We start from the raw sequence: 21157 nt of genomic DNA, 5'->3' as shown, positions 1-21157 counted from the left end.
GTCATCCGCCCCGTTCCGCCATCCGCCCCGTTCCGTCCGGGCATGCCGGAGCGGCGGGACACCCCGTACCTGAACTCCGGGGTGGCCCGCCGGATGGCAGATTGTGCCACATGGGCATAGCCTGCCCAACGTGAGCAGCCCCACCCAGCCGTCTTCTCCGACGGCACCCCTCTCCCTCATGGAACGGCGCAAGGCCGAGACCCGGATGGAGATCGCCCGTGCGGCGGCCGGGCTCTTCGTGCGGCACGGCCTGCGGGCCACCCGCGCCGAGGACATCGCCCAGGCCGCGGGCGTCGCGCCCCGCACGTTCTACCGCTACTTCGCCACCAAGGAGGAGGCCGTCACCCCGCTCTACGCGGCGGGCGCCCACCTCTGGGCGGAGGCCGTCCGCAACGCCCCGCCCGGCCTGCCCGTCCCCCAGGTGCTGGAACACGCGGTCCGCCGCACCCTCGTCCCGGGCGCCGACGGCTCGGTGGCGTCCTGGGAATGGGTCCGCACCCTCATCCGCCTGACGGAGACGAGCCCCGCCCTGCGCAAGGTGTGGGCGGAGGTGTGCCACGCGGGGGAGCGGACGCTGGCGGAGCTGCTGACGGAACGCCGGCGGCTGACGCCGGATGACGACGGCGTCGGCGAGCGTTCCCAGGTGGCCGTGTCCCCCGACCTCCGGTTCGCGGCGGCGGTGGCGAGCGCCGCGGTCCGTACGGCGGTCGAGGCCTGGGTGGCGAGCGACGCCCCGGCCGACGGCCCCGAGGGCCCGGCGGAACTGGCGCTGCGGAATCTGGAGGCGGTGGGGGATTTCCCCTGGGAGCGGGTGTGGGGGCACTGGAGTGCCGGGAGCGACGGCAGTGCCGGGAACGATGGCAGTGCCGGGAGCGACGGCGCGGAGGGATGCGCTGAAGCGCGCTGACGCCCCACGGGCGGGTGGACGAACACGCTGACGCGCCGCTGGGCTGCGGGCCGGGTCGGGTCGGGTCGGGTCGGTAGAGGGTTCAGCCCCCTCACCACCGCGCGCCTCACCGTCACCGCCCTACAGCCCACTCTCCTCACCCCGCGCCTGACCCTCATCACCGTCATCACCGCGCGCCTCACCCTCACCGCCCCCGGCGCGAACCAGCCGCCCGCCCACGTCCCGTACACACCGCGCCAGTTCCGTGGGCTCCTGCACGGTGAAGTCGAATCCGAGCAGGGCCAGCCGCACCGCCAGCCACTCCATCGCGTCCCCCGCGGTCCCGCGCAACCGGCACCGTCCGCCGTCGATCGCCTCCGGAACCCCGAGCCACGCCGGCACCCGCGCGGCCACCGCCTCGGCCGCCGCGTCGAACGTCACGGTGAACGCGTACGTCTCCTGCCGCTGGTACATCGAACGCCGCAGGTACTCCGCCGCGCTGCCCGTCGGCAGCTCCCGCGCAGCGAACCGCGTGCCCGTGGCGAACGGGGAGCTCACCCGGTCGACGCGGAACGTGCGCCAGTCGCCGCGATCGAGGTCGTACGCGACGAGATACCACCGCCGCCCGGTCGACACCAGCCGGTACGGCTCGACCACCCGCCGCGACTCGGCGCCGTCCCTCGCCCGGTAGGCGAACCGCAACCGCTCCCGCCCGGCGACCGTGGAGGCCATCACGGTGAGTGTCTCGGGCGCGATGCTCGCCCCGTCCCCGCTGGTCAGCGGGGTCGTCGCGGCCTGGAGGGTGGCCACGCGGTGCCGCAGCCGGGACGGCAGCACCTGCTCCAGCTTGGCCAGCGCCCGCACGGACGCCTCGTCCACGCCCTCCAGCGCGTGTCCGGCGCCCGCCCGCAGCCCGACCGCGATCGCCACCGCCTCCTCGTCGTCGAGCACGAGCGGCGGCATCGCCTTCCCCGCGACCAGCCGGTACCCGCCGTCCGCCCCCATGCTGGCCTGCACCGGATATCCCAGCTCCCGCAGCCGGTCGATGTCCCGCCGGACCGTACGGCGGGACACCCCGAGTCGCTCGGAGAGCTCGCCGCCGGGCCATTCGCGGGGCGTCTGGAGGAGGGAGAGGAGCTGAAGGAGCCGTGCCGGAGTGTCCGTCGTCATGCGTCCGAGGATGCCGCAGAAGTAGGACACGATCTGGCCTAATGGGGTCCTAGGTTGGCGGACATGACCTCATCCACCACCACCGGGCCCACGGCACCGAGCGACCGGCGCCGCTGGTTCGCCCTCGCCATCGTGATGACCGCGGCCTTCATGGACCTTGTCGACGTCACGATCGTCAACATCGCCATCCCGTCGATCCGGCAGGACGTGGGTGCCTCCTTCAGCCACATCCAGTGGATAACGGCCGGCTACGCGCTCGCCTTCGCCGCCGGGCTGATCACCGGCGGACGGCTCGGTGACATCCACGGCCGCAAGCGGGTGTTCCTGGTCGGCATCGGCGGTTTCACCGTCGCCTCCGCGCTGTGCGGCCTCGCCGCGAACCCGGAGATGCTGGTCGCCTCCCGCATCCTCCAGGGCGGCATGGCGGCGCTGATGGTGCCGCAGGTCCTGTCGATCGTGCACGCCACCTTCCCGGCGCACGAGCGGGGCAAGGTGTTCGGGCTGTTCGGCGCGGTCGTCGGGCTGGGGGCCGTCTCCGGTCCGCTGCTCGGCGCGCTGCTGACCGAGTGGAACCTGTTCGGGCTCGAATGGCGGCCGATCTTCCTCATCAACCTTCCGGTCGGCATCGCGGGACTCGTCCTCGGCAGCCGCTTCATCACCGAGTCGAAGGCGCCGAAGGCCCTGAAGCTCGACCTCGTCGGGGTCACCCTGGTCGTCGTCGGCCTGCTGATGCTGCTCTACCCGCTCACCCGCGGCCGCGAGCTGGGCTGGCCGCTGTGGGGATACGGCTCGATGGCGGGCGCGTTCGGGGTGTTCGCGGCGCTGGTGGCGTACGAGCGGCGCAAGGCGGCGCGGGACGGCTCCCCGCTGATCGAGCTCTCCCTGTTCCGGGTCAAGAGCTTCGCCGCCGGTATCGCCGTGCAGACCGTCTTCGGGATCGGGCTCGGCATCTTCTTCCTGGTGTGGACGCTGTACATGCAGGACGGCCTGGGCTGGACCCCGCTGCGGGCCGGGCTGACCGGCGTCCCCTTCTCGATCGCGGTGTCGCTGGCGGCCGGTCTGTCGGTGCAGCAACTGGTCCCGCGCTTCGGCCGCAAGGTGCTCCAGGCGGGTGCGCTGCTGATGGCGGCGGGCGTCCTGCTCTACATCTGGGAGTCCGAGCGGTACGGCCTCGCCATCACGTCCTGGCAGATGGTTCCGCCGCTGGTCGTGATGGGCGTGGGGATGGGTCTGATCGTCGCCCCGCTGACCGACGCGGTGCTCTCGGAGGTGCCGCGCGAACACTCGGGTTCGGCGTCGGGGCTCATCAACACCGTGCAGCAGATGGGCAACGCGCTGGGACTCGGCCTGGTGTCGGTGGTCTTCTTCGGGAAGATCGGCGACGACCTGCTGCCGGCCCAGCTGGGTCCGGCCTTCGCGGACGCCTTCCAGCACGCGCTGGGCTGGGTGGCCGCCGTGATGGGCGCCATCTTCCTGCTGATGTTCGCCCTGCCGAAGCGGCCGGCCCAGCATGCGGAGGGGACGGGACCGGAGCTCGGGGCGGTGGCGGAGAAGGAGCCCGAGCTCGTGTCCTGAGCCGGCGGCCGCCGTACGGCGCGTCATGACCAGACAGGGCCCGGCACCGGAGGTGCCGGGCCTCCTTGCGTGCACTGAAGTGCGGCCTTCGTGCGTGCTCGGCCACGTACGGAAATCCGGCCTCCGTGCGTGCTCCGGCACATACGGAAGTCCGTTCATGCCCGAATCGCGTCTCAACCTGTTTACTTTCCGGACATCCGGGCGTAGCCTCCCTGGCGAAACCACAGGTTCGGGCACAGGTCGGAGGCGAACGGACATGTACGCACCGGAGCGGCAGCAGGAGATCCTCCGGCTGGCCCGGGACGGCGGCCGGGTGGACGTGGTGTCGCTGGCCGAGGAGTTCCAGGTCACCGCGGAGACCATCCGCCGGGACCTGAAGGCCCTCGACCGCGCCGGCCTCCTCCGCCGGGTGCACGGCGGGGCCATCCCGGCCGGCCGCCTCGACTTCGAGCCGGACCTCGCCGAGCGCGAGACGACGGCCGCCGACGAGAAGGACCGCATCGCCAAGGCGGCCCTCGCCGAGCTGCCCACCGAGGGCACGATGGTTCTCGACGCCGGGACGACGGTCGCCCGCGTGGCCGCCGCCATCCCGCTGGAGGCCTCGCTCACCGTCGTCACGCACTCCCTGCCGATCGCGGCCCGCCTCGCGGACCACCCCGGCATCCAGCTCCACCTCGTCGGAGGGCGCGTACGGCACCGTACGCGCGCCGCCGTGGACGCCTGGGCCCTGCGCGCGTACGGCGAGATCCGGGCCGATGTCGCCTTCGTGGCGGCCAACGGCTTCTCCGCCGGCCATGGCCTGACCACCCCCGACCTCGCCGAGGCCGCGGTGAAGCGGGCGGCGATGACCGCGGCCCGCCGCGTGGTGCTGCTCGCCGACTCCTCCAAGCACGGCCAGCAGCAGTTCGCCCGCTTCGGCGCCCTGAGCGACGTGGACCTGCTGATCACCGACAGCGGGCTGAGCCCCGAAGACGCCACCGCGATCGAGCGCGGCGGCACGGAAGTAGTGCGCGCATGATCCTCACCGTCACCCCGAACCCGTCCCTGGACCGCACCTACGAGGTCCCCTCGCTGGAGCGTGGCGAGGTCATCCGCGCCACCGGCGAGCGCATGGACCCCGGCGGCAAGGGCGTGAACGTCTCGCGCGCCGTCTCGGCCGCCGGACAGCGCACGGTCGCGGTGCTGCCCCTGGGCGGTGCGCCGGGCGCACTCGTCGCCGACCTGCTGAAGGCGCAGGGCATCGAGGTCGCGCCGGTCCCGGTCGCCGGAGCCACCCGCTCGAACATCGCGCTCGCGGAGTCCGACGGCGTCCTCACGAAGATCAACGCACCGGGTCCGGAGCTGTCGGCGCAGGAGCAGGAGCTGCTCCTGGAGACGGTGCGCACGCAGTCGCGCGACGCGGACTGGATCGCCTGCTGCGGCAGCCTGCCGCGCGGCCTCGCGCCGGAGTGGTACGCCGAGCTCGTCGCGCGGGCGCACGCCGTGGGCGCGCGCATCGCACTGGACACCTCCGGGCCCGCTCTGCTCGCCGCGCTGCGCGAGCGGCCCGACGTGGTGAAGCCGAACGCCGAGGAACTCGCCGAGGCCGTCGGACGCCCGCTGGCCACAGTGGGCGACGCGGTGAAGGCGGCCGAGGAGCTGCGCGCGATGGGCGCCCGCGCCGTGCTCGCCAGCCTGGGCGCCGACGGGCAGCTGCTCGTGGACGACGCGGGCGCCTGGTTCGCCGGCGCGCGCGTGGCCGCCGTACGCAGCAATGTGGGTGCCGGCGACTCCTCGCTGGCCGGTTTCCTGATCGCCGGCGGGAGCGGGCCGACGGCCCTCGCCTCGGCGGTCGCGCACGGCGCGGCGGCCGTACAGCTGCCCGGCAGCGTGATGCCCACGCCGGGCGACCTGGACCCGGCGGCGGTGACCGTCACGGCCGAGGTGCCGGTGGACCGCGTACTGAAGGAGCCGGTCTCATGAACGTCCTCACCACCACCTCCACGGCTACGACCCCTCGGCCGGCCCTCGCGCGGCGGTACTCCCCGTTACTCGCCGCGGCACACGGGAGGCAGGGCCGCGCGAGCCGCCCGGCCATCCCCGGGAGGCGGGCCGTCCCCGGCCCCCTCTCGCCCCTGAGCCCCACCACCCCCCACAGCACCCCTGTCCTCACCCCCGCCCACCCCACGCCCCGGGCGATACGCGTGCGAAGGAGCCCGCGATGAGCGAGATGATCACCGCGGATCTGGTCGATCTCGACCTGTCCGCCCAGACCAAGGAAGCGGCGGCACGTGCCCTCGCCGAGCGCATGGTGGCCCTGGGCCGGGTGACCGACCTGGAGGGCTTCCTCGCCGACGTGGCGGCCCGCGAGGCGCAGATGCCGACCGGCCTCGACGGCGGCATCGGCATCCCGCACTGCCGCAGCGCGCACGTCACCGAGCCGACGCTGGCCTTCGGGCGCAGCGCCGCCGGGATCGACTTCGGCGCGGCGGACGGCCCCGCCGACCTGGTCTTCCTGATCGCCGCGCCGGCCGGCGCGGACGACGCCCACCTGACGATCCTGTCCTCGCTGGCCCGCCAGCTGATGAACGCCGAGTTCACCGACGCGCTGCGGTCGGCGGGCGACGCGGCCACCGCGGCGGCGCTGATCCGCGGGGACCAGGCGCCGGCGACGGACAGTGCCTCGGAAGACTCCGCTGTGGCGTCGGCGGCGGCCTCCGCCGACGCCACAGCGGGTGACAGTGCCCCGGCCGCCCCGGCCGCCCCGGCCGCCCCGGCAGCTCCGGCAGCCCCGGCCCCGGCCGCCTCCGCTCAGCGGGAGCGTCCTTTCCGTATCGTCGCTGTCACCTCCTGTCCCACCGGTATCGCCCACACCTACATGGCGGCCGAGTCGCTGGAGAAGGCGGGCCGCGAGGCGGGCGTCGAACTCGTCGTCGAGACGCAGGGCTCGGCCGGGTTCACCCGGCTCGACCCGGCCGTGATCGCGGCGGCGGACGGCGTGATCTTCGCGCACGACGTGCCCGTACGGGACAAGGACCGCTTCGCCGGGAAGCCGACGGTCGACGTCGGCGTGAAGGCCGGCATCAACAAGCCCGCCGAACTGATCGCCGGCGTGCGCGGCAAGGCCGAGCGCGGCGAGGTCACCGCGGGCGCCAGGGACGGTACGCCGGTCGAGCGGGCCGGTGAGTCCGGCGACAACTACGGCACCAAGCTCCGCAAGTGGCTGATGACCGGCGTGAGCTACATGGTCCCGTTCGTCGCCGCGGGCGGTCTGCTGATCGCCCTCGGCTTCGCGATCGGCGGCTGGGAGATCAACAAGGCGCCCTCGGTCATGGAGCACTTCTCCTGGACCCAGATCGACAGCTGGGGCGCCCTGCTGTTCCAGATCGGCGGGGTCGCCTTCGGCTTCCTCATCCCGGTCCTCGCCGGATACATCGCGTACGGCATGGCGGACCGTCCCGGTCTCGTCCCCGGCTTCGTCGGCGGAATGATCGCCTCCCAGATCGCCGCCGGCTTCCTGGGCGGCCTGGTCGCCGGTCTGCTGGCGGGCGCGGTCGTCCTCGCGATCCAGCGCGTCAGGATCCCGCCGGTGCTGCGCGGCATCATGCCGGTGGTCGTGATCCCGCTGATCTCCTCGCTGGTCGTCGGCTTCCTGATGTTCGTCGTGATCGGCAAGCCGATCGCCGAGGCGCAGAAGGGCATGACGGACTGGCTCTCCGGCCTCTCCGGCACCAACGCCATCCTGCTGGGCGTCCTGCTCGGCCTGATGATGTGCTTCGACCTCGGCGGACCGGTCAACAAGGTCGCGTACGCCTTCGCCACCGCCGGCATCGCCGTCCAGGACCCCAGCGACTCCGCGATGAAGGTCATGGCCGCCGTGATGGCCGCGGGCATGGTCCCGCCGCTGGCCATAGCGCTGGCGACCACCCTGCGCAAGAAGCTCTTCACACCGACCGAGCGCGAGAACGGCAAGGCCGCCTGGGTCCTGGGCGCCTCCTTCATCTCCGAGGGCGCCATCCCGTTCGCCGCGGCCGACCCGCTGCGCGTCATCCCGGCCTCGATGGCGGGCGGCGCGGTCACCGGCGCCCTGTCGATGGCCTTCGGCGCCACGCTGCGCGCCCCGCACGGCGGCATCTTCGTGGTCCCGCTGATCGGCAGCCCGCTCCTCTACCTGGTCGCCATCGCGGCGGGCGTGTGCGTCACGACGGCGCTGGTCGTCGTCCTGAAGAGCATGCGCAAGCCGGCGCCGGGGGCCGTGACCGCCGAGACGGCGGAGGAGTCGGCCGCGGCCTCGACGGAACGGAAGCAGCCCGTCGCGGCCTGAGCGGCACGACGACCGCCAAGGGGACAGGAACCGGGCGTGTTCCTGTCCCCTTGGGCTGGGCAGGAACGGAACAAGGCGTGTTCCTGTCCCTTTGGGCTGCTGTGCGCCGTTCACAGCATCTGCGAGATACGTCACGGTCCGGGACCACAGTCCCGGACCGTGGTGTCTACTGGACCGCATGCCTGAGCACGTCTCCGTCTACCAGTTGCTTGGTATGACCTTCCTCGTCCTGGTGACCGTCGCCTGGGGGATCGGTCTGGCCCTCATGCTGCGCCGCGGGCGCGTCGAGACCGCCCGGTGGCGTGCGCGGACCCTGCCCGCGCTGCCGCACCAGCGGCAGACGGGCCCTCAGCGCGAGTCCGTCGAGCTGAGCCCGGCGGAAGAGGACGAGTTCGCGGGACTGGTACGGCGCCTCAGCGCCGGCCGCTGACCCGCTCCACGCGAGCCACGCGCCCCGCTCAGGAGACCCGCGCCGCGCGCCGCTCCATCGCGTCCCTGGCCGCGTCCTCGCTCGTGTACACCTCGCACATGTGCCGTCCGTCCGGCGTCGCCGTGTGCTCGACCTCCCAGAGGGAGACCTCCTCGCCGTCGCGCAGCAGGAACGCGTGCTCGTAGAGCGAGAAGCACAGCCTCGCCCGGCCGGCGCGGCACGGCCGGCCGAAGGCCTGGGTGATCTGATGGGCGAACGCCGTGGCCAGCAGCGCGGCCGTCTCCGTGCCCGGCCGGTCCGGGTTCTCCGCCCGGCGCAGCAGCCGGCGCGCGTGATCCGCCGAGTCGTCCGGCACGTACGCGTGCCGGGGCACGGGGACCGGGACCGGCGACAACTGCGCCGTCACCGGCAGCTCGAAGTCCGGTGCCTCCGGCGGCAGCGGCAGCCGCGCGGTGGCGGTCCGCAGTTCCTCCTCGTCGACGTACACCTCGTGCTGCGGGTCGCTGCCCGGAGCGGTGTTGTGGACGAGCTCCCACAGCGTGAGCGCCGAACCGTCGACGAGCAGCCAGGTGTGCCGGTACGTCTCGCGGTGCAGCCCCGCGCTGTGGTGCGCGGAGTGCAGCGAACTGTCGTACGCCAGCGCGCAGTCCAGTCGCTGTATCGTCTCGTCGGGCAGCTCGAAGGAGTTCAGGGCACGGCCGAGGAGCCGCGCGAGATGCTCCTCCGGAGACTCCGGCGACTCGGGTGGTTCGTACGCTGCCGTCTCGTACGGAACGCTCAAGGTTTCTCCCGGCGTTGCTGCATGTCACCTTGTGGGTGCATACCGTAGCCCCTCGATCGGACATCATGTCCGGGAACCGAGAAAACGTACGCCCGGAAAACGCGCGGACCGCGAGAGAAGTTCCCACGCGGCCCGATGATCCGTCAAAAACCGCCGGTCAGAGGCCCCTTGCCCGGTCGGCGCCCCCGCTCAGCCGGCGCTCCCCGCGACCCACTCGTTCCATGACATGTTCCAGCCGTTGAGCCCGTTGTCGGGCGCCACCGCTTTGTCCGGGGAGTTCTTGACGGTCACCACGTCCCCGATCAGGGAGCTGTCGTAGAACCACTTGGCGGACGTGTCCCCCTTCCCGCCCCGCACGTCCGCGAGGCCGACGCAGCCGTGGCTGGTGCCCTCGCGGCCGAAGGGCGGGCTGCTCTTGCTGTACCAGTAGTTGCCGTGCAGGAAGGTCCCCGAGGTGGTCAGCCGCATCGCGTGCGGCACGTCCGGGATGTCGTACTCGCCGCCCAGGTCGACCGTCTGGCTGTTCATACGCGTCCGCGTGAACTTCTCGGAGATCACCATCTGCCCGTTGTACGTGGGGTACTTCGCGTCGCCCGCCGAGATCGGCACCTTCTTGACGGTCTTGCCGTCCCGCACGACCGTCATGGTCTGCGTGTTCACGTCGACCGTGGACACCTGCGAGCGCCCGACCGTGAAGGTGACGGTCTTCTTCTGCACCCCGCGGACACCGTTCGCGCCCTCGACCCCGTCCAGGTCGATCTTCATCGTGACCTTGGACCCGGTCTTCCAGTACTCCTCGGGCCGGAAGTCGAGCCGCTGCGCGCCGAACCAGTGCCCGACCACCTTCTGTCCGCTGCTCGACGTCACCGTGATGTGCGACTGCACGGCCTTCTTGGCGCTGATGGCCTTGTCGAAGCTGAAGGACACCGGCATCCCGACGCCGACCGTGGTGCCCCCGTCCGGCGTGTACGTCCCGACGAAGCTGTTCGCCGGACTGACGGTGGTGAAGACCGAGTCGGCGGCGGTGGTCCTGCCGTCCGTGTCCTTCGCGGTCGCCGATATCTCGTACTTCGTCCCGCGCTCCAGCTGCTCCTTCGGCTTCCAGGCGCCGCCGTTCGCGGATACCGCCCCCGGTACGGCCTCCCCCGTCCCGGCGACCGTCATCCTCACGTCGGTCAGCCGGCCGTCCGTGACCTTCACGCCGGTCGCGTTGATCGACGCGCCGGTCGAGCCGTCCTTCGCCGAGATGAGGATCTTGGCGGCGGAGGTCTTCGGGGAGTCCGCGCCACCCTTTCCGTCCTTCTCGGCGTCGGTGCTCCCACCGCAGGCGGTCAGGGTCAGGGCGCCGACCATCAGGACGGCACCGGCCCCCAACGCGCGCCGCTTTGCTGTGTCCGGCGTTGTCACGAGCTGCTCCAGGTTTTTGTCGTGTGGGTGATCCGCTCCGGCTGTGCAGAAAGATCCGTGAGGAAGAGATCCGTCAGGAAGAGATCCGTCAGGAAACGAATCCGTCAGGAAAGAAGGGATCGCGGACGGACCGGGTTCCCAAAGCCCCGGGTGAAGGCCATCACGTGACAGAACCGGGACAATCGCTCGCTCAGCCCGTCGGCCGGCGCATCCCTCACCCGGCCCCGTACAACTCCCCGTACGACGGCCACACTCCGCCCGGACCGGCCGTCGGCTCGGCGGCGCGCACGGCGCGGACGATCGCGCGGGTCACGGTGTCCGCGCCCGCCGCGAGGATCTCGTTGAGCGCGAGGGGGTCGTCGGCGCCGAGCGGATGTGCGCCGGTCGCCAGCGCGAACACCGTGTCGCCGTCGTGCAGCAGATGCACCGGGCGCACCGCCCGCGCGATGCCGTCGTGCGCCGTGCCGGCCAGTTTCTGGGCCTGTGCCTTCGACAGGACCGCGTCGGTGGCGACCACCGCCAGCGTCGTGTTGAGCGGGGGAGGCGCGTTGTCCGCCGCGACCTGGGCCAGGCGCCGGAGCGCCTCCTCGTGGACAGGCGCCTGCGGGTACTCCACCCGCCCCTGGAACAACTCCCCGTACAGCACACCCGTTTCCGGATCCGTCACCGAGCCCGCGGCGTTGGCCACCACCAGCGCGGCCACCGTGATTCCCGAGCCGAGGACGGTACTCGCGCTGCCGACACCGCCCTTGAGCGGCCCGACCGTGGCTCCCGTGCCGGCCCCCACGCACCCCTGCGGCACAGGTGCGCCGGCTCGGCTCGCCGCGGCCGCCTCCACCGCGGCGCGTCCGGTGGCCGCGTCCGGTCTGGCCCGGAAGTCGCCGCCCCGCCCCAGATCGAACACGCAGGCCGCGGGCACCACCGGTACGACGTGCGCCGGGTCCGCCCCGACCCGCACCCCCCGCCCCCGCTCCTCCAGCCAGGCCATCACCCCGGACGCCGCGTCGAGCCCGTACGCGCTGCCGCCGGTCAGCACGATCGCGTCGACCTTCTGCACGAGGTTGCGCGGATCGAGGGCATCGGTCTCCTTGGTGCCGGGCCCGCCGCCGCGCACGTCCACGGCGGCGACGGCCCCGCCCTCGGGCGCGAGCACGACCGTCGTCCCGGTGAGCCACCCCTCGCCGGTACACGTGGCGTGCCCCACCCGCACTCCGGTGATGTCCGTCAATGCGTCAACTGTCATGAGGTCCAGTCTCGTCCAGCCACCGTGGGCCGCAGTGCTCCGACGCCCACCGGCGGCTGCGACGCTCCCGCGCCCACCGGCGTTGTCCGGCGGCCCGTGCCCCCCGCCACCGCCACCGCCACCACCCCCGCCTCCACCATGCGCGCACTGAGCAGCGGAGGCTCCTGTGAACGGCTCCACCAGCGGTGGTGACGCCCCCGGGCCGTACCCTGGACGCATGAGCACCGCCCCCGAGCCCGAGCCCGAGCCGCGTGAGCCGAAGGCCGCGCTGGTCTTCGACGATCCGCTGGACCAGCAGTCCGTCGACGACACCGACCGTGGGTGGGGCGAGCGGCCCGGCGCCGACAGCGCGGCCGACCTGAGGCGCTTCCTCGACGAGAAGCCGCCCCACCACATCTGAGCCCGCCGGGCCAGGCGGACCGCCGCCGCTACCGCTCGGTGTGGCCCGGGCCGCGCTGCCGCTGCTGTGCGACCAGCGCGTCGCGGATCTCCTTCAGCACCTCCAGCTCGGTCACCTCCATGACCTCCTGCGTGCCCTCCTTCGCCTTCCTGCGGGCCTCCATGCGGGCCAGGTACTTCGACATCGGCAGGACCATCAGGAAGTACACGACGGCCGCGGTGATCACGAAGGTGAGGGTGGCGCCGAGGACGGTGCCCCACATGATCGGGATGCCGCTCGTCACCGTGCCGTCCGCCGCGACCTTGCACGGGGACTCGAGACACGAGCTGTAACTGTCGAGACTCTTGGTGCCGATCGCCCCGACCAGGGGGTTGATGATCCCCTTCACCACCGAGTTGACGATGTTGGTGAAGGCGGCCCCGATGACCACCGCCACCGCCAGATCGACGACGTTCCCGCGCATCAGGAAGGCCTTGAAACCCTGCCAGACGCTCGGCTTCTTCTCGCTCAACTCGGGGACTCTCCTCATACACGCGGGTTGGGGAACGAACAGCTCCGCAACCTACGTCAGGACAAGGCGCCCGTGTCCCAGGGGGTAGCTCCGACGAGGGACGTGACGACAGCATGCGCGGGCCGGCGGTCGCATGGATCAGCACAGCGTCACCGCCAGCCGTGCCGTCGTGCTCGCGCCGGCCAGCCGAGCCGCGGTGGAGCGGGGCACCGACAGCACGACCAGCGCCCCGTCCTCGGCCGTGCCGTCCAGCGCCTCGGGCACCTTCGCCACCCGCGCCCCGCGCGCGACCACATGGGCGTCGCCGCCGGTGGCCGTCTGCTCGGCGGCGATGACGTCCACCCGGTCACCGGGCCGCAGCAACCGGACCGTGGCCCCGTCGGCGATCCGCACCGGTGCCGTCACCAGCCGGACGGCGCGGTGCTCCCGTACCGGATCCGCCACGGGGTGGCCGCGGGGCTGCTCCGGGTCCCGGGGCCCCGCCGCCACGAGCGCGGCCGCCGTGATCGCCAGACCGGCCGCCACGGCCCGCCTGCGGTGCCGTACCAGCCGTTGCAGATGACGGCGCCCGCCGCGTACCCGCACGGGGGCGAAGTGCGGTACCTCGCACGTCGGGGGAGCGTCCGTACCGGGCGGGAGGGGAGGAAGGGAGGGGAAGGCAGGAACGGAGGGGAAGGGAGGAGGAGCGAAGGGCACGGGGACCACCACCTGCGACGAGGGATCGGCTTGCCCTGCCACGATGCGGCTTCGCGCCGATTCCCGCCGGGGCCGGTGGGTTACTGGCGGGTTGTGGACAACTCGCTCACCCGAACGGGGCGTTCCGCCCTCCCCGGGATGCCGTGGCCCCGCTACGGCAGCGGGAATCCGGGATCCATTCCGCCCAGCGCGTGCGTGCACAGGCAGTCCCGCTCCCCGGCCGCCGGCAGCGCGGCCACCGCGTCGAACAGCACGCCCCGAAGCCGGTCCACGTTCGCGGCGAACACCCGCAGCACCTCGTCGTGGGAGACGCCCTCGCCTGTCTCGGCGCCCGCGTCGAGATCGGTGACCAGGGTCATCGAGGTGTAGCAGAGCTCCAGTTCACGGGCGAGCGACGCCTCGGGGTGGCCGGTCATGCCCACCACCGACCAGCCCTGCGCCTGGTGCCACGACGATTCGGCACGGGTCGAGAAACGCGGCCCCTCGATCACGACCAGCGTGCCGCCGTCCACCGGCTCCCAGTCCCGCCCACGGGCCGCCTTCAGTGCCGCCGCCCGCCCGGCCGGGCAGTACGGGTCGGCCAGGGACACGTGCACGACGTTCGGCACCGTGCCGTCCGGCAGCGGCAGCCCGTCGAAGTAGGTGCCCGCCCGGGACTTCGTACGGTCCACCAGCTGGTCCGGCACCAGCAGTGTGCCCGGACCGTAGTCGGCGCGCAGGCCGCCCACCGCGCACGGGCCGAGGACCTGGCGCACACCGACGGACCGCAGCGCCCACAGGTTGGCCCGGTAGTTGATGCGGTGCGGTGGCAGATGGTGGCCGCGTCCGTGCCGGGGCAGAAAGGCCACCCGCCGGCCGGCGACCTCACCGAGGAAGAGGGAGTCGCTGGGCGGTCCGTAGGGGGTGTCCACCTGGAGCTCGGTCACGTCGTCGAGGAACGAGTAGAAGCCGGAGCCGCCGATCACGCCGATCTCCGCGTTCGCTTTGGTCGCCATGGTCCGCACCCTAGCCGTCTGCGCGAACGCCGAGGACCCCGCCGTCGGATGACGACAGGGTCCGGCAGGACCTGGGAGCTACGCGGCGGAGCTGCTGCTGGACGGGGTGCCGCTGCTCGACGACTTCGAGTCCGAAGAGGCCTTCGAGTCCGAGGAGGACGACTTCGACTCCGAGGACGCGGCGGACGCCGGCGCGGCCGACTTCGAGGACGACGCCGGCGAGCTGCTCGACGAGGAGCTGCGGCTGTCGTTGCGGTAGAAGCCGGATCCCTTGAAGACGATGCCGACCGCGGAGAACACCTTCTTGAGGCGGCCCTGGCAGTCGGGGCACTCGGTCAGGGCGTCGTCGGTGAACTTCTGCACCGCCTCGAGGCCCTCGCCGCACTCGGTGCACTGGTACTGGTAGGTGGGCACTGTCTTCCTCCTGGCACTCTCACTCAATGAGTGCTAACGATGGTCCATAGTGACGTATTCCTGAGGATCAGTCCACTGCCACCGGCACGCGGTGACCCACGCCACGTGCGACGGTCCGGCCGCGGGGCCGTGCCGCGAGCCGTGAACGCAGGGCCAGCAGGGTCGCCAGGGCGAGCAGGGTGCCGCCCGCCGGCACCAGGAATCCGGCGCCGTCCCAGAAGCGGTCCTCCAGCTGTCCGGCGATCGTGACGGCCGCCGCCTGGCCGAGCGCGACCGCGCCGGTCAGCCAGGTGAACGCCTCGGTGCGGGCGCCGGCCGGAACCAGGTCCTCGACCAGGGTGTAGCCGCTGATCAGGGCGGGCGCGATGCACATGCCGACGAGCAGGCCGAGGCCGGCCAGCACGAGCACCGAGTGGGCGGCCCACAGCCCGGACGCGGTGAGCGCGAGGGCGGCGTACCCGACGAGCAGGCGCCGCTGCGGGGCCACCTTCCAGGCGACGGCCCCGCAGACCAGGCCGGAGAGCATGTTGCCGGCGGCGAAGGTGCCGTACAGGACGCCGTTCAGACCGGGTTCGCCGATCGACTCGGTGAACGCGGCCAGCGAGACCTGCATGCCGCCGAAGACGGCACCGATGCCGAGGAAGGCCACGATCAGGACCCGCACTCCGGGGACGCGCAGAGCCGAGGCGCGCTCCCCGCGCGCGTGCCCGCCGCCGGCGACAGCGGGCTGGGTGCTCTTCTGCGCGGCGAACAGCAGCCCGCCCAGCAGCGTCAGCGAGGCCTCCGTCACCAGTCCCGCGGCCGGGTCCACCGCCGTGCACAGCGCGGTGGCCAGCAGTGGGCCGAGGACGAAGGTGAGCTCGTCCGTGACCGACTCGAAGGCCGCCGCGGTGGGCATCAGGGGCGAGCCCTTGAGCTTCTCGGCCCAGCGGGCGCGCACCATGGGCCCGATCTGAGGTGTCGAGGCGCCCGCCGGCACGGCTGCTGCGAGCAGCGCCCACAGGGGAGCGTGGCTCAGCGCGAGGGCCGTCAGGGTCAGGACCGACAGCGTGTGCACGATGACGCCCGGGACCAGCACGGTGCGCTGTCCGTAGCGGTCGGCGAGGCGGCCGCTGTAGGGCGCGAACACCGCCATGGAGACACCGGTGACGGCCGCGGCGGCGCCCGCCGCGCCGTACGAGCCGGTGGTATGCCGCACGAGCAGCACGATGGAGACGGTGAGCATCGCGAACGGCTGGCGTGCCGCGAAGCCGGGGAGCAGGAACGTCCAGGCGCCGCGGGTGCGCAGCAGCTGCCCGTATCCGGGGCGGGAGGTGACCGTGGATGCCACGGCCCGTGCCTTTCTGCCGCCTGGTGACGCGGCTCCCCGAAGGGGCCGGCGCCGAGAGCTGTCCTCTTGCGCGGACTGCGGTAGATGCCGGTGCGTGCTGCGAAGAGCGTCTCGGCCGCCATACGGTCGCGCCAGCTCTGCGTCAGGCAGAGTTGGTTCGATCAGGGTGCGCCTTCATCGTACAGGGGTCGGTACGCGGTGGGCCTGTGAAAACGAGCACCACGGGTGCGTGCGCCTGTGAATGCCGTGAAGGGTGAAGCGTAGGAACGAGCCCTCAGTGGGCTGTGTGGTCATGGTCGGTGCCCAGCCATCCGGCGAGCTTGCCGCCGTGGCCCACCGCGCGCAGCCGTCGTTCCGCCGCGTCCCGGACGGGGTCGGTGGCGACCACGAGCAGTTCGTCGCCGCGCCGCAGCACCGTCGTCGGCAGCGGAACGAACGATTTCCCCTCGCGCACCACGAGGGTGACCGCGGCCCCGGCCGGCAGCCGCAGTTCGTTGATCTCGACGCCGTGCATCTTCGACCCCTTGGGGATGACGACGGACAAAAGGTGCCCGCGCAGCCGTTCCAGGGGCGCCGACTCGATCCCGAGGTCGGCGGCGGCCTCCGCGTCCTCGCCCAGGCGCAGTTTCCGGGCCAGCCAGGGCAGGGTCGGCCCCTGGACCAGGGTGTAGACGACGACCAGGACGAAGACGATGTTGAAGATGCGGCGGCTGGCCTCGACGCCCTCCACCATCGGGATGGTCGCCAGGATGATGGGGACGGCGCCGCGCAGCCCGGCCCAGGACATGAGCGTCTGCTCCTGCCAGGGCACCCGGAACGGCGTCAGGCAGAGCACGACGCTCAGCGGGCGCGCCACCATCGTCAGCACCAGCCCGATCACGAGGGCGGGCAGGATGTCGTCGCCCAGCTCGTGCGGGGTGACCAGCAGGCCGAGCAGGACGAACATGCCGATCTGGGCGATCCAGCCGAGCCCGTCGGCGAAACCGCGGGTGGCCGGCCAGTGCGGCAGCTTCGCGTTGCCCATCACCATCGAGGCGAGATAGACCGCGAGGAAGCCGCTGCCGTGGGCCATCGCGCCTGCCGCGTACGCCATGACCCCGATCGCCATGACCGCGATGGGATAGAGGCCGGAGGCGGGCAGGGCGACGTGTCTGAGGCCCCAGGAGCCCAGCCAGCCCACCGCGAGACCGATGGCGGCGCCGATGGCCAGCTCCAGGGCTATCACCCCGAGCAGCACGTACCAGTGCTCGACCGGGCCGGCCGTGGAGAAGGAGACCACCAGGATGACCACCGGGGCGTCGTTGAAGCCGGACTCGGCCTCCAGCGTGCCCATCACGCGCGAGGGCAGCGGGATCCGGCGCAGCACCGAGAAGACCGCCGCCGCGTCCGTCGAGGACACCACCGCCCCGATGATGAGCGCCTGGCGCCACTCCAGCCCGATCAGGTAGTGCGCGGCCGTCGCCGTCACCCCGACGCTCACCGCGACCCCGGCCAGCGCCAGCGTGGAGGCGGACGGCAGGGCCGGCCTGATCTCCTTCCACTTCGTGCCGAGACCACCCTCGGCCAGGATCACGACGAGGGCCGCGTATCCGATGACCTGGGTCAGTTCGGCGTTGTCGAAGTGGATGTCGCCGATGCCGTCCTGGCCCATGGCGACGCCGATGCCCAGGTACACGAGCAGGCTGGGGAGCCCGCTGCGCGAGGAGATCCGGACCGCGGCGACGGCGACGAGCAGGACGAGCGAGCAGACGAGCAGGAGCTGGTTGAGGTGGTGGACAGTCAGCGGCCGTTCCCTTCCACGGCCCGCGGCGTCACGCGCGCGGGCTCACGTACATCGGACACGAGAACAGGGGGTACCGCGTCCAAGTACTTCATTACCTTACCTAACTCTTGACGATTTCTTGACGCTTGACAGGGCAAGATCGAACGCCCGTACGCGCTCGTTCCCGACTCCGCGTCAAGTGGCGCCGGGCCCTGCGCCTATGGTTGCTCCAGCGCTCAGTTAGAAGCACGGCCCGCCTGCCGCTCGCGTTAGGACAGCAAGGACAGCGATGCCCCCCAACACCACCGCCTCATCGGGTCAGCAGCCCGGCAAGTCCGGCAGGAAGAAGGGGCGCAAAGCCCGTCTGCTCGTCCTCGTCCTCGTGCTGGCCATCGTCGCAGGCGTCGCCTACGGGGCGTACTGGTCCATCAGTACCGTCCGCGCGTCGTTCCCGCAGACCAAGGGCTCGATCACGCTGGACGGCCTCTCGGGGCCCGTGGACGTCAAGCGTGACAGCTACGGCATCCCGCAGATCTACGCCTCCTCCGACGCGGACCTGTTCATGGCGCAGGGCTACGTCCAGGCGCAGGACCGGTTCTACGAGATGGACGTGCGCCGGCACATGACCTCCGGGCGCCTGTCGGAGATGTTCGGCAAGAGCCAGGTCGACGAGGACGAGTTCCTGCGCACCCTGGGCTGGGACCGGGTGGCGAAGCAGGAGTACGACAAGAAGCTGTCGGCCTCCACGAAGAAGTACCTCCAGGCCTACGCCAAGGGGGTCAACGCCTACCTCCAGGGCAAGAGCGGCGAGGACATCTCCCTGGAGTACGCGGCGCTCGGCTTCACCAACGACTACAAGCCCGGCGAGTGGACCCCGGTCGACTCGATCTCGTGGCTGAAGGCCATGGCCTGGGACCTGCGCGGCAACATGCAGGAAGAGATCGACCGCGCCCTGATGACCAGCCGCCTCGGGCCCCAGCAGATCGCCGACCTTTACCCGCGGTACCCGTACAGCCGCAACCAGGCGATCGTCCAGGAGGGCCAGTACGGCGAGCTGACCGGGACGTTCGAGGGCGGCGACGGCACGTCCGGCAGCGGCACGTCCAGCGGCACCTCCGGCACGAGCGGCACGGGCACCGGAACCGGCACAGGCACAGGCACCGGAACCGGCACAGGCACCGCTACGGGCGCGTCCTCGTCGGCCTCCTCGACGGCCGGCTCGGCCCTGGAGAGCCAGTTGTCCGGCCTCCAGGACGTGCTGGACGACGTCCCCACGGCCGTCGGCGTGAACGGCAACGGCATCGGCTCGAACTCCTGGGTGGTCGCCGGGAGCCACACCATCACCGGCAAGCCGCTGCTGGCCAACGACCCGCACCTGTCGGCTTCGCTGCCGTCCGTCTGGTACCAGATGGGCCTGCACTGCCGCACCGTCTCCGCCAAGTGCCAGTACGACGTCACCGGCTACACCTTCGCGGGCATGCCCGGCGTGGTCATCGGCCACAACCAGAGCATCGCCTGGGGCATGACCAACTCCGGCGTCGATGTCACCGACCTCTACCTGGAGAAGCTCACCGGCGACGGCTACCTGTACGACGGCAAGGTGAAGCCCTTCACCACGCGCGAGGAGACCATCGAGGTCGCCGGCGGCGCGTCCAAGAAGATCGTCGTCCGGCAGACCAGCGACGGGATGCCCCTGCTGTCCGACCGCAACGACGAACTCGTGAAGGTCGGCAAGAAGGCCACCGTCGACACCTCCGCCCCCGACCGGGGCGACGGCTACGGCATCGCCCTGAGGTGGACCGCGCTGGACCCGGGCACCTCCATGGACGCCGTCTTCGCGATCAACAGGGCGACGGACTGGAGTGACTTCCGCGAGGCCGCCGCCCTCTTCGACGTGCCGTCGCAGAACCTGGTCTACGCCGACACGGAGAACCACATCGGCTACACGCTGCCGGGGAAGATCCCCACGCGCGCGGACGGCGACGACGGCTCCATCCCGGCGCCCGGCTGGGACTCCAAGTACAAGTGGACCGGGTACATCGACCAGGACGAGCTGCCCTACGAGTACGACCCGGAGCGCGGGTACATCGTCACCGCCAACCAGGCCGTGATCGACAAGGACGACTACCCCTACACGCTCACCACGGACTGGGGCTACGGCACCCGCAGCCAGCGGATCACCGACCTGATCGAGCAGAAGATCAAGGGCGGCGGCAAGATCTCCACCGACGACATGCGGCAGATGCAGCTGGACAACAGCAGTGAGATCGCCAAGCTGCTCGTGCCCAAGCTGCTGAAGATCGACATCGACGACAAGGACGTCCGCGAGGCCCAGGAGCTCCTGGAGGGCTGGGACTACACCCAGGACGCCGACTCGGCGGCGGCCGCCTACTTCAACTCGGTCTGGCGCAACATCCTCAAGCTCGCCTTCGGCAACAAGCTGCCCAAGGAGCTGCGGGTCAAGGGCCAGTGCCTGTGGGTGGACCCGGTCAACACGACCGGGCCGGTGGACGACACCGGCAAGGTCCGCGAGTGCGGCCAGCGCGACGCCGGCCAGGCGCAGCCCGACGGCGGCGACCGCTGGTTCGAAGTGGTCCGCAGCCTCATGGACGACGAGGACAGCGACTGGTGGAAGACGTCCAAGTCGGGCACCCGCCCCAAGGCCGACAACCGCGACGACCTGTTCAAGCGCGCGATGATCGACGCCCGCTGGGAGCTGACCGCCAAGCTCGGCAAGGACATCGACACCTGGAGCTGGGGCCGGCTGCACCGCCTGTTCCTGAAGAACCAGACCCTGGGCACCGAGGGCCCCGGCTTCGTGCAGTACGTGCTCAACCGCGGCCCGTGGAAGCTCGGCGGCGGCGAGGCGGCGGTCAACGCGACCGGCTGGAACGCGGCCGGCGGCTACGACGTCGTGTGGGTGCCGTCGATGCGGATGGTGGTCAACCTCGACGACCTCGACAAGTCGAAGTGGATCAACCTCACGGGCGCCTCCGGACACGCCTACAGCGCCCACTACATCGACCAGACGAGCAAGTGGGTCAAGGGCGAGCTGCTGGACTGGTCCTTCTCCGACAAGGCGGTCGACGACAGCACGAGCGACACGCTGGTGCTGAGACCGTGAGCCGCTGACCCGCCGTCGGAACGGCCCTCCACGCGCCCTCGAAGACGAGCTGCGCGAGCAGGGGGTGGTGGGCATCTGCGGCATCGACACCCGCGCGCTGACCCGCCATCTGCGCGAGCGCGGCGCCATG

The 21157-nt window shown here is 71.7% G+C and carries 18 protein-coding genes and 1 pseudogene; 9 read left to right on the top strand and 10 right to left on the bottom strand.

Features of this window, described 5'->3' with window-relative positions:
• Nucleotides 1-178: 178 nt before the first annotated feature.
• On the top strand, nt 179-907 hold the full coding sequence (locus tag ACWD0J_RS00095; RefSeq protein WP_451493630.1) for a TetR/AcrR family transcriptional regulator: 729 nt from the start codon (nt 179-181) through the stop codon (nt 905-907).
• 120 nt (nt 908-1027) lie between these two features.
• Here the strand turns inward: ACWD0J_RS00095 and ACWD0J_RS00090 are convergent, their stop codons facing one another.
• The gene (locus ACWD0J_RS00090) at nt 1028-2056 is read right to left on the bottom strand and encodes a helix-turn-helix transcriptional regulator (RefSeq protein WP_451493409.1); all 1029 of its coding nucleotides are present in this window, start codon (nt 2054-2056) and stop codon (nt 1028-1030) included.
• A gap of 63 nt (nt 2057-2119) precedes the next feature.
• Between ACWD0J_RS00090 and ACWD0J_RS00085 the strand changes: the two genes are divergently transcribed.
• From ACWD0J_RS00085 to ACWD0J_RS00065, 5 genes are all read left to right on the top strand, one after another.
• On the top strand, nt 2120-3631 hold the full coding sequence (locus ACWD0J_RS00085) for an MFS transporter (protein WP_451493408.1): 1512 nt from the start codon (nt 2120-2122) through the stop codon (nt 3629-3631).
• 256 nt (nt 3632-3887) lie between these two features.
• Nucleotides 3888-4649: a DeoR/GlpR family DNA-binding transcription regulator gene (locus ACWD0J_RS00080; protein ID WP_451493407.1), complete on the top strand. Its 762-nt coding sequence runs from the start codon at nt 3888-3890 to the stop codon at nt 4647-4649.
• Nucleotides 4646-5593: a 1-phosphofructokinase gene (gene pfkB, locus ACWD0J_RS00075; RefSeq protein ID WP_451493406.1), complete on the top strand. Its 948-nt coding sequence runs from the start codon at nt 4646-4648 to the stop codon at nt 5591-5593. Before ACWD0J_RS00080 ends, pfkB begins: the two co-directional genes overlap by 4 nt.
• Nucleotides 5594-5831: 238 nt before the next feature.
• Nucleotides 5832-7934 (top strand): PTS fructose transporter subunit IIABC, encoded by a 2103-nt coding sequence (locus ACWD0J_RS00070; protein ID WP_451493405.1) that lies wholly within the window; start codon nt 5832-5834, stop codon nt 7932-7934.
• A gap of 178 nt (nt 7935-8112) precedes the next feature.
• On the top strand, nt 8113-8364 hold the full coding sequence (locus ACWD0J_RS00065; protein ID WP_451493404.1) for a hypothetical protein: 252 nt from the start codon (nt 8113-8115) through the stop codon (nt 8362-8364).
• Nucleotides 8365-8392: 28 nt separating this feature from the next.
• Here ACWD0J_RS00065 and ACWD0J_RS00060 read toward each other — a convergent pair whose 3' ends face one another.
• From ACWD0J_RS00060 to ACWD0J_RS00050, 3 genes are all read right to left on the bottom strand, one after another.
• Complete coding sequence (locus ACWD0J_RS00060) at nt 8393-9145, bottom strand: DUF6227 family protein (protein WP_451493403.1); 753 nt, start codon at nt 9143-9145, stop codon at nt 8393-8395.
• A 189-nt stretch (nt 9146-9334) separates the two neighbouring features.
• A complete protein-coding gene (locus tag ACWD0J_RS00055) occupies nt 9335-10552 on the bottom strand; it encodes an Ig-like domain-containing protein (RefSeq protein ID WP_451493402.1) in 1218 nt (405 codons plus the stop codon).
• Between the two features lie 214 nt (nt 10553-10766).
• Nucleotides 10767-11795 carry a P1 family peptidase gene (locus ACWD0J_RS00050; protein WP_451493401.1) on the bottom strand — a complete coding sequence of 343 codons (1029 nt, stop codon included), beginning with the start codon at nt 11793-11795 and terminating at the stop codon, nt 10767-10769.
• 217 nt (nt 11796-12012) lie between these two features.
• On the opposite strand from ACWD0J_RS00050, the gene ACWD0J_RS00045 reads away from it, so the two are divergent.
• A complete protein-coding gene (locus ACWD0J_RS00045; RefSeq protein WP_451493400.1) occupies nt 12013-12195 on the top strand; it encodes a hypothetical protein in 183 nt (60 codons plus the stop codon).
• 28 nt (nt 12196-12223) lie between these two features.
• Here ACWD0J_RS00045 and mscL read toward each other — a convergent pair whose 3' ends face one another.
• The 6 genes from mscL to ACWD0J_RS00015 all read right to left on the bottom strand — a co-directional run bounded on the left by mscL (nt 12224) and on the right by ACWD0J_RS00015 (nt 17924).
• Nucleotides 12224-12706: a large conductance mechanosensitive channel protein MscL gene (gene mscL / locus ACWD0J_RS00040; protein WP_451493399.1), complete on the bottom strand. Its 483-nt coding sequence runs from the start codon at nt 12704-12706 to the stop codon at nt 12224-12226.
• A 138-nt stretch (nt 12707-12844) separates the two neighbouring features.
• Nucleotides 12845-13402, bottom strand: a complete 558-nt coding sequence (locus ACWD0J_RS00035) for a hypothetical protein (RefSeq protein WP_451493398.1) — start codon at nt 13400-13402, stop codon at nt 12845-12847.
• Between the two features lie 152 nt (nt 13403-13554).
• Nucleotides 13555-14397 (bottom strand): S-methyl-5'-thioadenosine phosphorylase, encoded by an 843-nt coding sequence (locus ACWD0J_RS00030; RefSeq protein ID WP_451493397.1) that lies wholly within the window; start codon nt 14395-14397, stop codon nt 13555-13557.
• A 78-nt stretch (nt 14398-14475) separates the two neighbouring features.
• Complete coding sequence (locus tag ACWD0J_RS00025; protein WP_451493396.1) at nt 14476-14811, bottom strand: FmdB family zinc ribbon protein; 336 nt, start codon at nt 14809-14811, stop codon at nt 14476-14478.
• Nucleotides 14812-14878: 67 nt separating this feature from the next.
• On the bottom strand, nt 14879-16141 hold the full coding sequence (locus ACWD0J_RS00020; RefSeq protein ID WP_451493395.1) for an MFS transporter: 1263 nt from the start codon (nt 16139-16141) through the stop codon (nt 14879-14881).
• Nucleotides 16142-16415: 274 nt separating this feature from the next.
• A complete protein-coding gene (locus tag ACWD0J_RS00015; protein WP_451493629.1) occupies nt 16416-17924 on the bottom strand; it encodes a potassium/proton antiporter in 1509 nt (502 codons plus the stop codon).
• Between the two features lie 268 nt (nt 17925-18192).
• Between ACWD0J_RS00015 and ACWD0J_RS00010 the strand changes: the two genes are divergently transcribed.
• Together ACWD0J_RS00010 and ACWD0J_RS00005 are read left to right on the top strand one after the other, a co-directional pair.
• On the top strand, nt 18193-21027 hold the full coding sequence (locus ACWD0J_RS00010; protein WP_451493394.1) for a penicillin acylase family protein: 2835 nt from the start codon (nt 18193-18195) through the stop codon (nt 21025-21027).
• A 37-nt stretch (nt 21028-21064) separates the two neighbouring features.
• A pseudogene (locus ACWD0J_RS00005) lies at nt 21065-21157 on the top strand (carbamoyl-phosphate synthase domain-containing protein); the annotation flags it as partial.

The sequence above is a fragment of the Streptomyces sp. NPDC003011 genome, assembly GCF_053591515.1.
Note: the sequence above shows the minus strand (reverse complement) of the source record. Positions and strands in the feature narration are given on the sequence as shown.

Excerpts from the sequence above, each read along its gene's own strand:
- pfkB (WP_451493406.1), top strand. The coding sequence starts at position 4,646 with ATGATCCTCACCGTCACCCCGAACCCGTCCCTGGACCGCACCTACGAG.
- ACWD0J_RS00070 (WP_451493405.1), top strand. The coding sequence starts at position 5,832 with ATGAGCGAGATGATCACCGCGGATCTGGTCGATCTCGACCTGTCCGCC.
- ACWD0J_RS00045 (WP_451493400.1), top strand. The coding sequence starts at position 12,013 with ATGAGCACCGCCCCCGAGCCCGAGCCCGAGCCGCGTGAGCCGAAGGCC.
- ACWD0J_RS00050 (WP_451493401.1), bottom strand. The coding sequence starts at position 11,795 with ATGACAGTTGACGCATTGACGGACATCACCGGAGTGCGGGTGGGGCAC.
- ACWD0J_RS00010 (WP_451493394.1), top strand. The coding sequence starts at position 18,193 with ATGCCCCCCAACACCACCGCCTCATCGGGTCAGCAGCCCGGCAAGTCC.
- ACWD0J_RS00080 (WP_451493407.1), top strand. The coding sequence starts at position 3,888 with ATGTACGCACCGGAGCGGCAGCAGGAGATCCTCCGGCTGGCCCGGGAC.
- ACWD0J_RS00065 (WP_451493404.1), top strand. The coding sequence starts at position 8,113 with ATGCCTGAGCACGTCTCCGTCTACCAGTTGCTTGGTATGACCTTCCTC.
- ACWD0J_RS00090 (WP_451493409.1), bottom strand. The coding sequence starts at position 2,056 with ATGACGACGGACACTCCGGCACGGCTCCTTCAGCTCCTCTCCCTCCTC.
- ACWD0J_RS00030 (WP_451493397.1), bottom strand. The coding sequence starts at position 14,397 with ATGGCGACCAAAGCGAACGCGGAGATCGGCGTGATCGGCGGCTCCGGC.
- ACWD0J_RS00095 (WP_451493630.1), top strand. The coding sequence starts at position 179 with ATGGAACGGCGCAAGGCCGAGACCCGGATGGAGATCGCCCGTGCGGCG.
- ACWD0J_RS00085 (WP_451493408.1), top strand. The coding sequence starts at position 2,120 with ATGACCTCATCCACCACCACCGGGCCCACGGCACCGAGCGACCGGCGC.